Here is a 17,592-nt window from a genome sequence, read left to right on the forward strand (position 1 = left end):
CACTGTAACTTATTATTTCTGGAATGTGAAAGGATGAAGATCAGCAGCTTATCAGCAATCAGTATATTTGTACTACTCTCAGTCATTTTCGGTTCTGTCTACTTTTCAGGATGTATCTCTCTGGGAAATGAAAATCTGGTAGGGGATGTGGACAATGGAACGGAAGACAAAGGAGTGGCAAATGAAGGTGGTGCAGATGGGGAAGGGGGAAACTTGTCGCTAGAGGCAAACCCGGAGCTTAACGAAACGGGATTTGGCCAGAGTTCCCCCGGGAACCTTTCGGAAACTGGCGGGGATGGAATAATTCCGGTAATAGGGTTCGATAAAAGCTTGCTTGAAATCCCCGAATCCTGCGATTATGTAGCTGCCATAATCATAAATCCTGTAAAATTCAACAAATCCGCCGCAAACGGCACTGTAAACCTGAGCCTTATGGGAGAGGACTTTGAACTGAAACTGCATGAAACGGATTATCCCACTTCGAAGACAACTTATGCAGGGTACATAACCGGAAAACCGCAGAGCAACGTATTTTTCTCAGTAGGCGAGGACTCGATTTCCGGGTCTATTGTCGTGGACTTCTACACATTATCATACGGGATTAGGGCTACCGATGAAATGTACGATGGAAAAGTAGTCCATCTCGTGTGGGTGTATCGTCATGAGGATATGAAAGAAAAATTGGAGCAGGAATATTCGTTAGATCCCCTGCAGTTTTTCCTTAGCAACAGCGATAAAGAAGGCCATGAAATAAGAATCGAGCTCCTTGATTTCCATAATGAGCCCGTATTCAATGGAACATACTCGTTAAACCCGGGCGATGAGGTCGCTTCCCCTGAAATAAATGTGGAACTGGGGAATTACAGGTATGAAATTACCCTGGACGGACAACCACCTTTCGAACAAAAAGTAAGAGCTGATTATGCTACTGAACTGGGTTCATCAGAAAAATTGTATATCAACCTTATAGACCATCCTGAATATCCCATGGAAATCGGGATTGAGGTTGCTTGAGCTTGCTTGAAGTTGCTTGAGGGGAAGTTTCCGTATGCGGAGGATTGAATCAGGAATCAGAGTTTCCCGAGGGGAGAGTTCTGGATGCAAGAGCTTGAATCGCGAATTGTAATTTCTTGAGGAGGTTTCCATGCAAAATAAAGCAAAAATTGCAGTTGCGGTTCTCATTGCCCTGGCAGCAGCCTATTGCGCTCTTCCTCTCTTCTATGAAACTTTCAATTACTGCCCTGCAATGGAAGAGGACCAGCCTTATAAAAGGGTCTTACAGACGTGGGCAATTTTGACCAATCAAAGGGTTGCCCTTGATACTGAAGTTCCCGAACTGCCGGTTTGCCGGCTTCCGGCATATAAGGGGAAATCGCCGTCCAGGGTGCTTAGTGTAAGTTTTGCAAACTCGATTGAAGCCTACGATAAGTGCACTGAAGACATCTGTTTCCTTGTCATAAATGATGAAATTGTAAAAGGCAAATTCAAGGATGATAATACAGCCAACAATACAACTGATAATTCAACTGACATTCAGCCTGCAGCTTCCCTCCAGATTGTAGAACTGATAGACGTCAATTCTTCGGGTAAGTACGTGATTCAACAGGTAAGAAAAAGGGATTTTGTCACTCCGGAAGGTAATTTCCCGATGTCTCCCCTGGGAAGGACCCGGATTACAGGTGTTGAATTTGTTTATTTCAATGGGTTTGAGACCTATCCTTACGGATACGAAGGGGAAACCACGTATTACCCTGCCTGGAAACTCACGGCTCTGACCTCGAACTATGGGGATGAGGTGCTGATGATTAAGACAGGTTCACTCTCCTGGGAAGGGGTCCGTGTTCATTCAGGGGATTCGATGCAGCAGGCCGTAAATTATACCGGTTCCGGAGAAATCCCATGTTCCTTTAACAATACCGATTCCTGGAATGAGATTGCTGTTTATCCCGGGGATTCGATACAGAAGGCTATAAACGGGGCTGCTTCCGGGGACATAATTGTTGTCTATCCCGGGACTTATGCGGAAAACCTTTTTGTGGACAAACCGTTGACCGTAATCTCGCAGTCAGGAAATCCGGATGATACGGTTATTCGGGCTGATGATCCAGAAAATCATGTTTTCCATGTAAGTTCGGACCATGTGGCAATTAACGGATTCAATATAACCGGTGCAGGTGACCGGGGAAAAGCCGGAATATATCTGCACGCTTCCGATGGGAATATTACCGACAACAGGCTGGTGTACAATGATTATGGAATTTTTCTTAAGGATGCAGGGGACTGGATACTGAAAAATAATTCCGTATCAAACGGCAAATACGGAATTTATCTTAGTGACTCCGGCAAGAATACCCTGGTTGCTAATAAAGCAAACAACAATTTCTGGTATGGGATGTATCTTAGAGACTCCGGAAGCAACAACCTGGAATCCAATTTTGCAAACTCAAACGGTAAGTATGGAATTTTCCTAAGAAATTCCGATGATAACCGGCTGCTTGGTAACAACATCTCCAATCCGGGGAGTGAGGTTGACAGAAACGGAATTCGGGTTGAGGACTCCTGCAAAAACAAGTTGATCAACAATGATGTGTCCAGCAGCTGGAGTGCCGTATCCCTCAGCAATTCTTCGGATAACGAGCTGAGCAAAAACGTAATCTCAATGAATTATTTCAGCATCTGTCTTGATGATTCCGATAATAATAAACTTCTGGATAACACTGTGGATTCAAACGTATACAAATACGGGATTACGCTGGCAAATTCCCGCAATAACACCCTGAAAGGTAACATTGCTGTTTCAGGGCTTGGTGTCAAAGTCTGGTCTGACCCTTACAGTGAAAACAACAGTGGAAGCTGAATTCTAAATGACCTATTTATTTCAGTCGAATACCTCGACAGCTTGCTGCGGGGTGCGCCATCGCAACTTTGATTTTTATATTTTATTATGGATTATTTAATTCCCACTTCTTCCATTTCTCTACAAATAAATTGAACAAAGATAATTTTATATATTATTAATACTAACTAATGGTTACTAACTTTTACTTCTCTACATTGCTATTTCATTTCAAAAATCCCGAACAGGGATTTACCACGAAAAAACCTTGCTTCGGGGATGTTTACGTTAATTCCGTAAAGGAAAAACGACTTATGGGGTTAAGGACACAAAATTTCAGAAAAGCCAGGGAGCAGCAACCAAAAAAAGCTGGAGGAAGCTCGATAAGTGGTTGTTAAAATCCCGGGTAAAAGTTTGTTTTTAACATCGTCGTAACAATTTACCTGAAAATTGCGAATTAATGTACATAAATCATTCACAAATTAAGGTATCACAAATAACTCCTTATTCAATGTATAATGCATAAGTCACAAATTTACCTGCTAATAGGGTGAAACTCGCTTTTCAACATTTAGCCATTACACAAATTATCGAAGGGAAAAACAATGGAACCAGCAAAATTACTTGACATCCTGGGGAATGAAAACCGCAGGAAGATTATTCAGCTTCTTGCAAACAGGCCCTGCTATGTCAGTGAGATCTCGGGCAGGCTTGGGGTTGGGCCAAAGGCTATCATCAACCACCTGAGCTTGCTTGAGCAGGCTGGACTGATAGAATGTAGCGTGGACGAGCAGAGGCGGAAATATTTCAACATCGCCAATAACATGAGGCTGGAAGTGTCGGTATCCCCTTATGCCTATACGGTGTCGCTTCAGGACATCTCTTTTGAAAAGGGAAGGAAAGGGGGAGGTCAGGAGAGGAAAGGAAGTGCCGAGAGTGTCCCGGAAGTGAATGGTGAGATCCAGGGTGACGCTCCTGCTGCTGCTGGTAAGAAAGAAGTTCCTTCCAGGCCCGAACCTTTGGCTGTTTTCCTGAAACTGAGCGGAAGGCTCCGGGAACTGAAAACAAGACATGCAGAGCTTGCGAGGATGCAGCAGCAGCTCCAGGCTGACTATACCCGGCTGATGGATAGCTGCCTGGATTCTATCGAGGGGGTTGCAAAAAATCCTGTGGAGTGTGAGATCCTCTTTGAGCTTTTGAAGAACGAAACCACTGCAGCCGCACTTTGCTACAACCTGCGCCTGCACCCGAGCATCATTAACGCTAACCTCATTGACCTTGCAGAGAGGGGTTTTATCCAATACGCGATCAGGAATAACCAGCAGTACTGGAAAATACGTGAGAAGGGAGAAGAGAAGGTATGACTGAAGACGTAAACTTGAGAGTCGCCGAAGCTTATCACAAGGATGTTGGAAGGGGCATTGCAAGGATCGACACCCGCCTGATGCAGCAGATGGGACTTGTGAGCGGGGATATAATTGAGATCTCAGGCAAAGCCAATACCTACGCCATTGTCTGGCCGAACGTGGAACGCGGACCCGGGCAGGAAAACCGGATTCGGATAGACGGAAACCTGCGCAGCAATGCAAAAGTAGGGATTGACGATAAGGTTACGATCCAGAAAGTCCGGGCAAAACACGCCCAGAGAGTCACCCTGACTCCTTCCCAGTCGGTAAGGCTTGTCGGGGGTGCCCATTACATCCTCAGGATCATTGAGGGGAGGCCTCTTAACAAGGGGCAGCAGATCAGGGTGGAGACCGTAAACAACCCCCTGACTTTCGTGGTTACGTCTACAAAGCCCGCAGGCCCGGTTGTGGTTACAAAAGATACCGAGATCGTCATCAAGGAAAAGTCTCTTGAGGAGATCAAGACTCCGGAAGGTATCTCCTATGAGGATATCGGAGGGCTCAGGCGGGAAATCCAGCTTGTCAGGGAAATGATCGAACTTCCTCTCAGGCACCCGGAGCTTTTCCAGAAACTCGGGATCGAACCTCCGAAAGGTGTGCTTTTGCACGGGCCCCCCGGAACCGGCAAGACCCTGATTGCAAAAGCTGTTGCCAGCGAAACAGATTCTAACTTCATTACCATCAGCGGCCCGGAAATTGTCTCAAAATACTACGGGGAAAGTGAGCATAAACTAAGGGAAATCTTTGAGGAAGCGGAAAGGGACGCCCCTTCAATCATCTTCATAGACGAGATCGATTCCATTGCCCCGAAGCGTGAAGAAGTCACCGGGGAAATGGAACGCAGGGTCGTTGCCCAGCTGCTTTCCCTGATGGACGGGCTGCAGTCCAGGGGTGAGGTTGTGGTGATTGCTGCCACGAACCGTCCGAACTCCATCGACGAAGCCCTCCGGAGAGGCGGGAGGTTCGACCGGGAAATAGAGATTGGGATCCCTGACCGGAACGGCAGGAAGCAGGTCCTCCTTATCCATACCAGGGGTATGCCTCTTGAAAAAGACATAAACCTTTCCGAGATTGCTGACGTGACCCACGGTTTCGTGGGCGCGGACCTGTCTTCCCTTTGTAAGGAAGCTGCCATGCACGCCCTCAGGCGGATCACTCCCGATATTGATATCGATGAAGAGATCCCTCAGGAGGTCCTGGACAACCTGGAGGTCAAGAAGGAAGACTTCAGAGAAGCCCTGAAGAACATCGAACCCTCTGCAATGCGTGAAGTCTTTGTGGAAGTGGCCCATGTGGAATGGGGAGACATCGGAGGGCTTGAAAAAGCAAAACAGGAACTTGTCGAAGCCGTGGAATGGCCTCTCAAGTACCCCGAAATGTTCAGGTTAGTCAAAATAAAGCCTCCCAGGGGAGTGCTGCTTTTCGGGCCGCCGGGTACGGGGAAGACCCTGCTTGCAAAAGCCGTTGCCAGTGAAAGCGATGCTAACTTTATCAGCATCAAGGGCCCCGAACTTCTCAGCAAGTACGTTGGGGAATCCGAGCGGGCGATCCGGGAGACTTTCCGGAAGGCAAAGCAGGCTGCTCCAACGGTGGTGTTCTTTGACGAGATCGATTCCATTGCTCCCCAGAGGAGTGCCGTTTCGGATACCCACGTTTCCGAAAGGGTTGTAAGCCAGATCCTGACCGAACTTGACGGGATCGAGGAGCTTAAAGATGTTATCATCGTGGCTGCCACGAACCGTCCGGATATGGTAGACCCGGCTCTCCTTCGTCCGGGACGTTTCGACAGGCTCATATACATAAGGCCTCCCGATAAGGCTAGCAGGGAGAAAATCTTTGGGATCCACCTGAAAGATAAACCCCTTGCAGAAGATGTAAGCTTTAGCGAACTTGCAGAGAAAACCGAGGGTTATGTGGGAGCCGATATCGAAGGTATTTGCAGGGAAGCTGCAATGCTTGCCCTCCGGGAAGTGATCTGCTCCGGGATCAGCAGAAAGGAGCTCATGGAAAGGGCAAGGAACATCAAGCTTACGAAGAAGCACTTTGGACAGGCAGTCCGCCGGGTGAAACCCACAACCTCAAGGGAGACGCTCGGGATTTACGAACAAAGTGCCGAACTCTTTGCTAAACATGCCACCGAGATTGACGAAGGAGTTTGCGAAATTAGTAATGAATAACCGGAACCTTAAGTCGTGGAAGAGGCAGACACAGTCCTGACTCCGGGGAAGATATGGCTGTTTGGAGACATTAAGGCTGTTTGGAGACACATTCTCTGCCGGGGCATTTCCGGGCCATTGAATGTTGATTAAAGCTGGTTTTTATTAAACCGGCTTATGACTTTTTGACTTATTGATTTCACGACTTAAAGATGATTTCACGACTAATGGATGCCTACCGGCTAAAATGATGACTTCTGACATAGATGACTATCCGAAAAAATAGATGCCTACCGGATATTAATATATGGAGTGATGAATATGGTGGACAGAGACTGGAGAAAAAGGAGAAGTTTCTTTGATGAAATGTTCGGGATCGATCCCCTGCAGGACATAGAAGAGATGTTCGATCGTATCAGCAGGGCCATGGGAATGGACATGAACATGAACGATTTCGAGAAACATCCCTTCGTCTACGGCTTTTCCATAACCCGGCAGCCGGGGGAAGAACCTGAGGTCCGGGAGTTCGGGAATATCCCGTCCGCCTTTGAACGGCGGGATGAAACCGAGGGGCAGCACTACTCTGACATGCGAAGACCCCTGATCGATGTTCTGGAAGACGAGGAGACTGTGCATGTGATTGCGGAGATGCCGGGAATCAAAAAAGAAAATATCCGGTTGAACGCAACTGATTTAATACTTGAAATCGAAACAGTAAATGGGAATCCAAAATATTCCGAACGTGTGGAACTGCCCGTAAAGGTGGACCCCCAGAGCGCAAAAGCCACATACAAAAACGGTGTGCTGGAAGTTATCTTTAAGCGGCTGGAATCCAGTTCCCGGACTTCTATCGATATCGAGTGAAGTTTTCCGAGTAAAGTTTTCCGGAGCGCAAGGAAAAGCAGAGGTAATAATGGTGGGCGCAAGAAAAAGAAAAGATTTCTTTGAAGACTTTGGATCCGAACTTTTTGACAATCTAGAAGAGATGATAGATGCCCTCCTGGATGAGATGGGGGAATCCTCTCCCTTTGTTTATGGATTTTCCATCATCCACCGCCCGGGCGAAGACCCGGAGATCCGGGAGTTCGGAAACGTTTCTGAATCTTCCCAGGAGGAAGGGGATTTCGTTTCCCCTGAAGCTAAAGAACCTTTGATCGATGTATTCGAAACTGATGAAACGGTTCAGGTACTTGCAGAGTTTCCAGAAGCCGAAAAAGAAGATGTCTGCCTGCGGGCAACAGCCAGTTCCCTTGAAATCATGGTTTCAGGACTTTCCGGCAGTTACTCGGAAAATGTGGAGCTTCCGGTTCCGGTAGACCCTAAGAGTGCGAAGGCAAGTTACAAAAACGGTGTACTTGAAGTGACCTTCAGGCGCTATCTGGAAGAAGGCCCCATAACAATTGATATTGAGTAAAGGGATTTAGAGAAATCCCGAATGGACCTGAAGAAACCCAAAAGAAATCAACAAAATAATCTGAAAAAACCCGAGTGAAAATCCGAACAGAAACCCGAAAGAAACCCTGATAATTGAGACCCTGTCAAATTTGAATGGTGCTTTAATGAAGCTTAAATAAATCCATCAAAAGGGTTTCGAATAATAACAACCCCTCCAAAAAAGTCTAAAAATTCTGGGAACTTTCTGAAAATACTTGAAACTTCTGGAAGGTTCTTCTGGAGCCGGTGAAAGAGATATTGAGAAAATTATATCAGGGGAACAAATGAGAATAAGCAGAAGAAGGTGCAAACTTTCTTTTGCGTTTTGCTTTTCTGAAGTGGCCTTTTAACTTGCTGACCAGATATTTTTTCCGTCTGTACCCCAAAATAAAAATCGTTTATGTTTGATTTGAATTGTTTGATTTGAATTGTTTGATTTGAATTGTTTGATTTGAATTGTTTGATAGGAATTCTGTCATATTGGGATTTTTTTTCATATTTTTTATAAACATCTTAGGCAGATTTTTTATTTGCTTTTGATTTTTTTTGTCTGACTATTTACTATTGCGAATAGTTTTTCCTTTTTTCTGTCTGATCTGTTTTCTAACTACTCCGGTTTTTTGGAAATTTTGTCTAATAAACATTTTTCCTTTTTTTTTCCTTTTTTTGCATAAATATTCGTTTTTTCGACCAATTTTTCCAGGCAACTTCTATAATTTCATAAAAATATCTCTGAGTTTTCCTTTTGAAATATACAAAATATTTTTTGTTATATTTGATTATATTTATATAATTTTTTCATACGAATTGCATAATTCTATTTTTATTGTGTTATTTAAATATATTGTAAAAAATTTATATTTTTAATGTTTAGCTTTTTGTTTTTGAAATTTTCCTTCAAAAAAATATCTATTTACAGAATGCTATAATTTTTACTGATGTCGGAGGGGCTCATTTATTTACTTCCTTTATTACGCAACTAAAATTCTTTTCACAATATCTAAAAAATTTCAATTAAATTGGAATTAAGGAAAATTTGTGGGTTTGATGGGAGGATATCACACCGTTATTTGGGAATATGTGGGTAGGGTTTCTTATGAAGGTTTGGACAAAAAATAGTTTGCTTGATATTGAAGAGGCCTAAAACAAAAACCGAAACATTTTTACTATATGACAAAAGAGTATAGGCTGAGGAAAATAGAGGCTAACTACATCTCTTTATTTTCTACGTGGATTGAATTTTGGATTGAAATTTTTATGCCTGACTATTAACACTAATTGAATCTATAAACAATTTCAGAGGTTGGGTTGATGATTCATGGATCCATTTAATGCAATAGTAATAGCTGTCTTTTTACCATTTATACTTGCATGGACATTACCCGCATTATATAGTGTATTTAAGCAAAGGATAGGCTGGATTGCAGCAGGCATTGCGTTTGTCTGCTTTGTACTGAGTGTCCAGGTTATCCCTTACGCTATGGCGGGTACTCCCGTAAAGGGTTCGTGGGTATGGTTGCCGACAGCGGGTCTTTCTTTTGACATTTATGGGGACGGTCTTGCCGTTCTCCTGGCGCTAATCGTTTCGGGTATTGGTGTTATCATCATGTCCTATTCAAACGGTTATATGTCCACAAAAGAAGACCTGCCAAGGTACTACCAGTGGCTCTTACTCTTTATGGGCGCCATGCTGGGCGTGGCCTACACGGATAACACGATCCAGATGTTTATTTTTTGGGAACTGACTAGTATCACATCGTTCATGCTTATCGGATACTGGAGAGAAAGACCAGAATCCGTATACGGCGCAACCAAAGCCCTACTGGTGACGGCTGGTGGCGGACTTTTCATGTTCTTAGGTTTCCTGCTGCTTCGGGTTGCTTCAGGTACCTACGGGATATCGGAGGTTGCCCAGAGTGCTGAACTGCTCTCGGCAGTTCATGGAAGTGAGCTTTACCTTGTAACCCTCATCCTGATCTTTATCGGGGCTGCTTCCAAATCGGCACAGGGACCCTTCTATATTTGGCTGCCCAATGCTATGGAAGCTCCGACTCCTGTAAGTGCATTCCTGCACTCGGCTACAATGGTCAAGGCTGGTGTTTACCTTGTTGCAAGGCTACACCCCATCTTTTCGGGAACTCCCGAATGGCTGATCATTGTTTCAGGAACAGGGATGATCACCATGGTGATGGCGGGTTTCATGGCCTTCCGGCAGACGGACATCAAAGGTATTCTGGCTTATTCGACAATCAGCCAGTTGGCTTACCTGATGACCATGTACGGCTACAGTACGGCCGAACATCCGGGCCTGGGATTCGCTGCAGCGACTTTCCACATGCTAAACCACTCTACCTTTAAAGCTACGCTCTTCCTGATGGCGGGTATTGTGGCTCATGAGACTGCCACCCGAGACATACGAAAACTGGGTGGTTTGCGAAAGGAGATGCCAAAAACATTTATCATCGGCGTGATTGCAGCAGCTTCCATGGCAGGTGTGCCCCCACTCAACGGTTTCCTGAGCAAGGAAATGTTCTATGAAACATCTCTTGAGATCGGTGCGCTGGTTACGGAAACCTACGGAGGGCCCTGGAACATCATCTTCCCGGTGGTTGCAGTGATGGGTGGTGTGTTCACCCTTATGTATTCCATCAGGTTGATAGATGGGATTTTCCTTGGAGAAAGGACCAAAGACCCGGACATCCCTCACCATGTGCATGAAGCTCCCTGGGTTATGCTGACTCCGGCCTTCTTCCTGGTAGGTCTGATCATTTTCTTCGGTATCTATCCGAAGTTCCCGATTGAGACTCTGATCCAGCCTGCATACAGTGGTCAGGTTCCAGGTGCCGAACACCTGCACGTAGCGCTATGGCATGGAGTTACAACTCCGCTTTTGATGACGATTGCAACCTTTGCCATCGGTATCGTGCTTTACAAGTTCTATGACCCGCTCGCTGCCTGGCAGAACAGTTTCAACGCCAAGCTCCCCTGGGTCAGCGTGAACTACTGGTACGATGCAACCGTAAACAATGCAAAGGGTATATGCAAGAAGTTTGCAATCGTTACTCAACCAGGTCCCCTGGGAGGCTATATTAAGATCGTGCAGCTTTTCATGATCTTCCTGGTAGTGGCCCCGTTCCTGGCTTATTTCGGGTTAGGATACGGTTTCGCAGACATACTTCCTGGCGGGTTGAACTTCGCTTCGGAGCCCTATGAAATCGTGCTCTATGCCCTGATAATTGTGTCAGCTTTGGGTGCTGCGATAATCCCGAGATACCTGCCTGCAGTCCTATCCCTCTCGGCTGTCGGTTTCCTGGTATCTTTGCTCTACATGTACCTCAAGGCTCCAGACCTTGCAATGACCCAGGTCTGTGTGGAAACGCTTTCCACCATTATTTTCATCCTGGTGATCATCAAGATCCCTCAGAAATTCAAGGAGCCGATGCCAGCAGGCAAAGTCCTGGTGAACCTGATAATTTCGGGTGCAGTTGCGTTTTCAGTCTTCGCAATTATGGTAAACGCAGGCATTGGGATCCTTGCACCTTTCGAGTCCTTCTCTCACTACTTCATGGAATACAGCCTGCAACTGACGGGTGGACTCAATGTGGTAAACGTGATAGTCGTCGACTTCAGAGGTTATGATACCATTGGAGAAATTTCAGTGCTGTCCCTCGCAGCTCTGGGTGTCTATAACTTGATACTCAGCAGATCCGGATCAGCGGCTGAAGGAGGTGAGGAAGAATGACCACGATAATAACCAAAACAATCGCAAAGATCTGTTTGATGGTGGACATGCTCTACTCACTCGACCTTCTGCTGATTGGAGGAAACCGGCCGGGTGGAGGTTTCATCGGTGGTGTGCTCTGTGCATGCGGAATCGCGCTCATCTACGTAGCATATGGGTACGAAGATATCAAAAAAATCTGGAACCCGGACTGGCATACCTGGTTCGGCTACGGCTTGCTTTTTGCAAGCATAACGGCCATTTCCCCCTTACTTGCAGGTCACAACTATTTCAGAAGTGCGTTTGAGTTATCCCCGCTGATAGTGGGAGGTTTCCACCTGGGTGAGCTCGAACTGGTCTCATCGATGTTCTTTGACCTTGGTGTATACTTTGTTGTGATTGGTGGACTACTGTTTATCGTAACGCAAGTAGGTATGGACAAAGGAAAAGACCCGGAGGGTGGAAAATGAATAATGTTATGCTTTCGCTAACCATCTCTCTGCTCTTTGGAATCGGGACTTTCCTGATCCTCAGACGAGAAATGATGAAAGTCATTATCGGTTTCGGGATCGTTTCCCATGCCATAAACCTCTATATTGTTGCAAGCGGGGTTTTCAGTGAAGGTACCCTCGTACCGATCCTGGAACACCATCAAGCGGTTGAGGGCCTTGGTCAGGGACTGATCGTAGCTGATGACGTGGCAGCCGGGGTAATCGGGCCGATAACGACCAATCCGTTTACCGAGTTTGTGGACCCTCTTGTCCAGGCCCTTGTGCTCACAGCCATTGTGATCGGGCTTGCGACAACTGCCTTTATCCTGACCCTCGCATACCGTATCTATGAAGAATACGGTACCACTGATGTTCAGGAACTCAGGAGGTTGTGGGGATGAGCTTTTTAATGGAACATCTTCCAATTCTCCTGATTGCCGTTCCCCTTTTAATGGCTCCTCTCACGATCCTGACCAAATCTTCTCCGGGGCTGCAAAAGGCACTGGATATGGTGGCAAGTGTTGGGTTGCTGGCTTTAAGCGGGCTCCTGCTCTCTTCGGTCTGGAATGGCGGGATTACGGTTTATGAAGTTGGAGAATTCGGGAAGTACGGGATCGTGCTTGTAGCCGACCTCCTCAGTGCTTCGATGGTAGGTCTCAACTGCTTAATCGGTTGTATGGGTCTGATTTACTCCTACGATTATATCGAAAGTAAATCCTTGAACCTGACTTACCATTCCCTGTACAACCTGATGCTAGCCGGGATCAACGGTATCTTCCTGACCGGGGATATCTTCAACCTGTTTGTCTTCTTCGAGATCATGCTGCTCTCCTCGGGAGCTTTGATCGTTGCAAACGAAACCTCAACGGTTACGAAGATCTCGGACAAGATGGAAGCCACTATGAAGTACATTGTCCTGAACATGCTCGGGTCAAACGTGATGTTGATTGCCGTAGCTTCTCTCTACGCTTCCATCGGTTCCCTGAACATGGCTGACATTGCCATTAAGGTCAGGATTCTTGCCGAGGCAGGAACCCTTCCCTGGCACATGTATGCTATCGGGCTGCTCTTCATCATCGTATTCGGAGGAAAGGCAGCAGTCTTCCCTCTGCACTACTGGCTTCCGGATGTGCACCCCACAGCTCCGTCCCCGATTAGTGCAATGCTGAGTGGTGTGATTATTAAGATCGGAGCTTATGGCATACTTAGGGTCCTCTTTGTGATCTTTGCTCCCCTTCAAGGGGTCTTTGGACCGATTCTCCTCATGATGGCTCTGATTACCATAGGACTTGGAGCAACCTCTGCCATAGGGCAAAATGATGTTAAGCGTCTACTGGCTTATTCCAGTGTCTCTCAGATCGGATACGTCTTCCTGGGTTTTGGAATGGGTGCAGTCGCATATTCAGAAGGTTTGGTGGCTGGAGCCACTTTAATCATTGCAGCGTCTTTTGTCTATCTGGTAAACCACGCTCTTGCAAAGAGCATGTTGTTCCTTACTTCCGGTGGAATCATCCACCATGCGGGGACAAGGGATATGCGCAAGATGGGTGGCATGATTAACAGCAATCCTTTAATGGCCGGTGCTTTCCTTGTGGGAGCAATGTCCATTGGAGGGGTGCCCCCGATGGGCGGGTTCATTGCCAAGTTCTCACTCTTTGACGCAGGTCTCAGGTCTGAGTTCTACATACCGATTTTGATAGCCCTGTTGTTTGCAGTCTTCACTCTGTTCTATATGTTCAGAGGCTGGATGCTTATCTTCTGGGGAGAAAGGGACCCGCAGTACGGGGAATATTCCCATCACAAATTGTCCTTCCTGATGGTGGGCCCTATCCTGCTCCTGGCAGCACTTGTGCTGATTTTCGGAATATATGCAGAGCCTGTCCTGGATATTGCACAGACAATTGCAGCACAGGTCATAGATCCACAGCCTTATATTGATGCAGTATTAGTGAGGGTGATAAGATGAAGCGTCGTCTTATTGTTTACCTGGGACTCCCGGTCATATGGTGTCTGGTAAGTGGCCAGGTGACCATAGGCAGCCTTTTCCTGGGCTTCATCTTCGGAATGGTGGTCGTCCAGCCTTTCAGTAAACTCTACCGGCTGGATGAAGTTGTAACACCTACGGGAGATTGGCTTGCAAAGATCCCCAAGAAACTGGTGTACTTCTATGTACTGATCAAGGAGATCATAAAAGCGAACATCGTGGTCGCAAAGATCGTTCTTAGCCCAAAAATCGACATCAACCCCGGAATTATCAGGGTTCCCATAAGAACCAAGACCAATATCGGGATTACCGGTATTGCAAACACGATTACCCTGACTCCCGGGACGCTTACGGTGGACATCTCCGACGACAACACTGCGCTCTTCGTGCATTCGATCGACGCGTCAGATCCCCAGGGTCTCCGTGAATCCATCCGTGACGACCTAGAAAAATACGTGCTGGAGGCATTCGAATGATTACTCTGGAACAAGCAGACTTCCTGGCTCTGATAATTATGGTAGCCGCAACAGCACCGTGTATCTACAGGGTGCTCTACGGTCCGACCCTTCCGGACAGGATTGCGGCTGAGGATGCCATGGGTAATGCCCTTGTGGTGATATTCGCGCTCTACGCTTTTCAGGCGAGCTCGATCTTCCTGATGGACGTCGCCATGCTCCTTGCAATCATCTCCTTTGTGGGGACAATTGTGGTTGCAAAGTATCTCGATAAAGGGGAGGTGATCTGATGGCAGTTGAACTGGCACTCGTGGCAGATATCCTTAGCATTATCAGCCTGCTTGTAGGGATCTTCTTCCTCTCTGTGGGCATGATCGGTCTCCTGCGTCTGCCTGATGTTTACAACAGGCTGCACGCAACCACCAAGGTCGGTACCCTCGGGGCTTTCGGGGTTCTCCTGAGCATCCTGTTTCAGGAAGGTATTACCCCCATGGGCATCAAAGCCTTTACAGTAGGGCTTTTCATCCTCCTGACTTCCCCGATTTCCGGACACATGATTGCCCGGGCGGCATACAGGATGGGAGTAAAGTTCTGTGATGGCACCTGCATTGATGAGTACGCAGGACAGAGAAAAGATTGAAGACAAAATGGGTGTGTTTTCCAAGCACATTCATTCCTTTTTCGTTTTCTTTTCTTTTCATTTTCTTTTCTGATTTCTTAATTATCCTTTCAATGTATTCTCTGCTTTTTCATAATTTTAACATCTCCGTTTTTTTAAGGTAAATCTTTAACTGGTGCGTATACTTAGTATTTCATGCATGCCTTCTTTGGAAGGATTCTCTTGATTTTGTGAAAAGATTTTTAGGGCCCTGCGTGGAATCACCTTTTTAATATATCCCCTTTAAAATTTGCTGAGATCAAATATTTGAAGGGAAATAATTTCTCCTTACAGGCTGGAATTATCTGCTCAGTAAAAATCGTTTTCTCCTGAAAACAGGAAGTTGGTTCTTTTTTCTATCAGGAAAAATATTGAGCTGTATTTTAAAAACACCATCGGTTATGCTATATATTTTTGAGTTATATTATTTATTGCCAGTACGGCCCGGAAGAATTTGGGTTTTTCGCAAGGAGGACATGGAAGACCCGACTGCTCCTGTCCTGCCGGCCTGGATACGAAAAAACGGTTTCAAGCGTGGTAAGCATCCCTCATCCCACGCAAAGCTTTGAGGATTGACGGATTATGAATGTGAACCTCTTCAGGGAGTTCTCTTTGAAAAACGTCGGTTCTGCAAAGTTCGCTCCCATAAAAAATTTGAAGTGCGAAATGGACTTTGCTTCCATGAAAATATTAGCCTCTGAAATGAAAGCATCTCCACAAAAAAAGCTTTGCCCCTTTTGCGGGGTTTTATTTCCGAATAGTCCACTCTCGGGAATTTACTTCCAAAACGTAGTCGCTTTCATGGAAGCTTATTCCGGTAAAAAAAGGATAGTCTTTGATGACTATCCTTTTTGAATCATCCTCATGAGTTCTCTGGAAATTTCTGTGCCTTCTTGCGGGGGTTCAATCTTCCATATAAAAAGTGCAAGCGAACCTTCATTAAGCGAACCTGCATTAAGCGAACCTACATTAAGCGAACCTTCATTAAGCGAACCTTCATTAAGCGAACCTTCATTAAGCGAACCTACATTAAGCGAACCTTCATTAAGCGAACCTTCATTAAGCGAACCTTCATTAAGCGAACCTTCATTAAGCGAACCTTCATTAAGCGAACCTGCAATCTTGAGTTTCCCAACAGATGCATAGCCTTGAAGATAACTCATGTGGATGAAAATTTGAAATTCAGCTTTTTCCGATTTAATCTTTTTAGTCTGAAATTGATTCTCTCAAAGTTTCTGCCAATTTCCTGATGTCTCAGATTCCAGTTTTTATCTAAAATATACTTAATTCTGGGGGTTGTCAACTCAGGACTTCCGGATATATCAGGAAGAAGTTTAGAATCAAAAGGCCTGTGAATATCAACGACGTGTTGAAAAACAACACAGTTTATGCTATATACTTTAGAATTATTTTAGTTATTACTTGGTCGGTCCGGAAGAATTTGGTCTTTCGGCAAGAAGGACATGGAAGGCCCGCCTGCTCCTGTCCTGCCGGCTCGGATGTAAAAAACGGTGTCTTGCGTGGTGACATACCCTTATCCCATGCATGGCTTTGAAAATTGACAGGTTATGGATGTTAATTAACCTTTTCAATGGGAGTTCTTCCCCTAAAAACAGCGGTTCTGCAAAGCCCGCTCCCATAAAAACGGTTGAAAACCCTTTAAATGGCTTTGCTTCCATAAAAAACGGCAGTCTCTGAAAAGAGGAGATCTAAAAAAAAACGGCTTGCCTCTTTTTGGAGTTATTTCCGAAAAAACGTTAGTTCCTTCGGGAATTTACTTCGAAAAACGTTAGTTCCCTTCCACAGGACTTTATTTCTGTAAAAAAGGATAGTTTTGACAGCTATCCTTCTGAATCATCCTTATGGGTTATTTAAGGTTCCTGAGTCTCCTTTCAGTGATCCGGCCATTCCAGATAAAAGTGTGTGCAAACCCTACAATTTTGGTTTTTCCAAAAGGTGCAGGAGCCGGAAATAACTCATGAGGGCTACACCTTCTTTTTTTCTCATATTCCAAAAACCCATACCTATCTATTTAATATTGACTTCTCCACTTTTTTTGTTGGTATATAGTATAAATCGAATAACTAACTATATGGTACCCTAAATCCTCTTTTTGGAAAATAGCATGATATGAAAATAAACCAGACAGAGGAATCAGATATCATGCTAATTGTGCATCTTTCGGACATTCACTTTTCAGAAGCATATTATCTGCCGGAAATTGCGGATGCCATGATTGAAAGTATAAACCGGTATTCTCCGGATATTGTTGTAATTACGGGGGATCTGACGGAAAACGGGCTCTTCGCCATGTCCGGGTCCAAAGGGTGTTTGCAGGGGAGAAAAAGAACTGGCTGTGGATACGATAATTTAAGTAAGTTGCGGGACTATCGAATGTACCGGTATTCTTGAATTTGCTCTTCTCCAGTGCTAATTCGGAATTTTCCCTTC

The 17,592-nt window shown here is 45.5% G+C and carries 16 protein-coding genes; 15 read left to right on the forward strand and 1 reads right to left on the reverse strand.

Annotation, left to right across the window (positions count from 1 at the left end; genetic code table 11):
* Positions 1-33: 33 nt before the first annotated feature.
* The 14 genes from MSMTP_RS00400 to MSMTP_RS00465 all read left to right on the forward strand — a co-directional run bounded on the left by MSMTP_RS00400 (position 34) and on the right by MSMTP_RS00465 (position 15,996).
* Positions 34-1,014 (forward strand): hypothetical protein, encoded by a 981-nt coding sequence (locus MSMTP_RS00400; RefSeq protein ID WP_048177042.1) that lies wholly within the window; start codon positions 34-36, stop codon positions 1,012-1,014.
* 130 nt (positions 1,015-1,144) lie between these two features.
* Complete coding sequence (locus MSMTP_RS17765; RefSeq protein WP_052718231.1) at positions 1,145-2,857, forward strand: nitrous oxide reductase family maturation protein NosD; 1,713 nt, start codon at positions 1,145-1,147, stop codon at positions 2,855-2,857.
* 584 nt (positions 2,858-3,441) lie between these two features.
* On the forward strand, positions 3,442-4,200 hold the full coding sequence (locus tag MSMTP_RS00410; RefSeq protein ID WP_048177044.1) for an ArsR family transcriptional regulator: 759 nt from the start codon (positions 3,442-3,444) through the stop codon (positions 4,198-4,200).
* Positions 4,197-6,419 (forward strand): CDC48 family AAA ATPase, encoded by a 2,223-nt coding sequence (locus tag MSMTP_RS00415; protein WP_048177045.1) that lies wholly within the window; start codon positions 4,197-4,199, stop codon positions 6,417-6,419. Before MSMTP_RS00410 ends, MSMTP_RS00415 begins: the two co-directional genes overlap by 4 nt.
* Positions 6,420-6,722: 303 nt before the next feature.
* Positions 6,723-7,262 carry an archaeal heat shock protein Hsp20 gene (gene hsp20 / locus MSMTP_RS00420; RefSeq protein ID WP_082090690.1) on the forward strand — a complete coding sequence of 180 codons (540 nt, stop codon included), beginning with the start codon at positions 6,723-6,725 and terminating at the stop codon, positions 7,260-7,262.
* 49 nt (positions 7,263-7,311) lie between these two features.
* Positions 7,312-7,812, forward strand: coding sequence for an archaeal heat shock protein Hsp20 (gene hsp20, locus MSMTP_RS00425; RefSeq protein ID WP_048177049.1), 501 nt, complete (start codon positions 7,312-7,314; stop codon positions 7,810-7,812).
* A 1,338-nt stretch (positions 7,813-9,150) separates the two neighbouring features.
* Positions 9,151-11,574: a hydrogen gas-evolving membrane-bound hydrogenase subunit E gene (gene mbhE, locus MSMTP_RS00430; protein ID WP_048177050.1), complete on the forward strand. Its 2,424-nt coding sequence runs from the start codon at positions 9,151-9,153 to the stop codon at positions 11,572-11,574.
* Positions 11,571-12,023 carry a monovalent cation/H+ antiporter subunit B gene (locus MSMTP_RS00435; protein WP_048177052.1) on the forward strand — a complete coding sequence of 151 codons (453 nt, stop codon included), beginning with the start codon at positions 11,571-11,573 and terminating at the stop codon, positions 12,021-12,023. Before mbhE ends, MSMTP_RS00435 begins: the two co-directional genes overlap by 4 nt.
* The gene (locus MSMTP_RS00440; RefSeq protein WP_048177054.1) at positions 12,020-12,445 is read left to right on the forward strand and encodes an NADH-quinone oxidoreductase subunit K; all 426 of its coding nucleotides are present in this window, start codon (positions 12,020-12,022) and stop codon (positions 12,443-12,445) included. The genes MSMTP_RS00435 and MSMTP_RS00440 overlap by 4 nt, the downstream gene beginning before the upstream one ends.
* Positions 12,442-14,010, forward strand: coding sequence for a proton-conducting transporter membrane subunit (locus MSMTP_RS00445; RefSeq protein ID WP_048177056.1), 1,569 nt, complete (start codon positions 12,442-12,444; stop codon positions 14,008-14,010). Before MSMTP_RS00440 ends, MSMTP_RS00445 begins: the two co-directional genes overlap by 4 nt.
* Positions 14,007-14,504 carry a Na+/H+ antiporter subunit E gene (locus tag MSMTP_RS00450; protein ID WP_048177058.1) on the forward strand — a complete coding sequence of 166 codons (498 nt, stop codon included), beginning with the start codon at positions 14,007-14,009 and terminating at the stop codon, positions 14,502-14,504. Before MSMTP_RS00445 ends, MSMTP_RS00450 begins: the two co-directional genes overlap by 4 nt.
* Entirely contained in the window at positions 14,501-14,773 is a 273-nt protein-coding gene (locus tag MSMTP_RS00455) for a cation:proton antiporter (protein WP_048177060.1), read from the forward strand. Before MSMTP_RS00450 ends, MSMTP_RS00455 begins: the two co-directional genes overlap by 4 nt.
* Positions 14,773-15,123, forward strand: a complete 351-nt coding sequence (gene mnhG / locus MSMTP_RS00460; protein ID WP_048177061.1) for a monovalent cation/H(+) antiporter subunit G — start codon at positions 14,773-14,775, stop codon at positions 15,121-15,123. Before MSMTP_RS00455 ends, mnhG begins: the two co-directional genes overlap by 1 nt.
* Positions 15,124-15,723: 600 nt before the next feature.
* Positions 15,724-15,996: a hypothetical protein gene (locus MSMTP_RS00465; protein WP_048177062.1), complete on the forward strand. Its 273-nt coding sequence runs from the start codon at positions 15,724-15,726 to the stop codon at positions 15,994-15,996.
* On the opposite strand, the gene MSMTP_RS00470 is transcribed toward MSMTP_RS00465, so the two are convergent.
* Complete coding sequence (locus MSMTP_RS00470; protein WP_048177064.1) at positions 15,984-16,304, reverse strand: pentapeptide repeat-containing protein; 321 nt, start codon at positions 16,302-16,304, stop codon at positions 15,984-15,986. The genes MSMTP_RS00465 and MSMTP_RS00470 overlap by 13 nt on opposite strands.
* A gap of 967 nt (positions 16,305-17,271) precedes the next feature.
* On the opposite strand from MSMTP_RS00470, the gene MSMTP_RS18230 reads away from it, so the two are divergent.
* The gene (locus tag MSMTP_RS18230) at positions 17,272-17,553 is read left to right on the forward strand and encodes a metallophosphoesterase (protein WP_048177066.1); all 282 of its coding nucleotides are present in this window, start codon (positions 17,272-17,274) and stop codon (positions 17,551-17,553) included.
* The last annotated feature ends 39 nt before the right edge of the window (positions 17,554-17,592 follow it).

This window comes from Methanosarcina sp. MTP4 (assembly GCF_000970045.1).
GTDB lineage: Archaea > Halobacteriota > Methanosarcinia > Methanosarcinales > Methanosarcinaceae > MTP4.

Excerpts from the sequence above, each read along its gene's own strand:
- MSMTP_RS00400 (WP_048177042.1), top strand. The coding sequence starts at position 34 with ATGAAGATCAGCAGCTTATCAGCAATCAGTATATTTGTACTACTCTCA.
- MSMTP_RS17765 (WP_052718231.1), top strand. The coding sequence starts at position 1,145 with ATGCAAAATAAAGCAAAAATTGCAGTTGCGGTTCTCATTGCCCTGGCA.
- MSMTP_RS00410 (WP_048177044.1), top strand. The coding sequence starts at position 3,442 with ATGGAACCAGCAAAATTACTTGACATCCTGGGGAATGAAAACCGCAGG.
- MSMTP_RS00415 (WP_048177045.1), top strand. The coding sequence starts at position 4,197 with ATGACTGAAGACGTAAACTTGAGAGTCGCCGAAGCTTATCACAAGGAT.
- hsp20 (WP_048177049.1), top strand. The coding sequence starts at position 7,312 with ATGGTGGGCGCAAGAAAAAGAAAAGATTTCTTTGAAGACTTTGGATCC.
- mbhE (WP_048177050.1), top strand. The coding sequence starts at position 9,151 with ATGGATCCATTTAATGCAATAGTAATAGCTGTCTTTTTACCATTTATA.
- MSMTP_RS00435 (WP_048177052.1), top strand. The coding sequence starts at position 11,571 with ATGACCACGATAATAACCAAAACAATCGCAAAGATCTGTTTGATGGTG.
- MSMTP_RS00440 (WP_048177054.1), top strand. The coding sequence starts at position 12,020 with ATGAATAATGTTATGCTTTCGCTAACCATCTCTCTGCTCTTTGGAATC.
- MSMTP_RS00445 (WP_048177056.1), top strand. The coding sequence starts at position 12,442 with ATGAGCTTTTTAATGGAACATCTTCCAATTCTCCTGATTGCCGTTCCC.
- MSMTP_RS00450 (WP_048177058.1), top strand. The coding sequence starts at position 14,007 with ATGAAGCGTCGTCTTATTGTTTACCTGGGACTCCCGGTCATATGGTGT.
- MSMTP_RS00455 (WP_048177060.1), top strand. The coding sequence starts at position 14,501 with ATGATTACTCTGGAACAAGCAGACTTCCTGGCTCTGATAATTATGGTA.
- mnhG (WP_048177061.1), top strand. The coding sequence starts at position 14,773 with ATGGCAGTTGAACTGGCACTCGTGGCAGATATCCTTAGCATTATCAGC.
- MSMTP_RS00465 (WP_048177062.1), top strand. The coding sequence starts at position 15,724 with ATGAATGTGAACCTCTTCAGGGAGTTCTCTTTGAAAAACGTCGGTTCT.
- MSMTP_RS00470 (WP_048177064.1), bottom strand. The coding sequence starts at position 16,304 with ATGAGTTATCTTCAAGGCTATGCATCTGTTGGGAAACTCAAGATTGCA.
- MSMTP_RS18230 (WP_048177066.1), top strand. The coding sequence starts at position 17,272 with ATGAAAATAAACCAGACAGAGGAATCAGATATCATGCTAATTGTGCAT.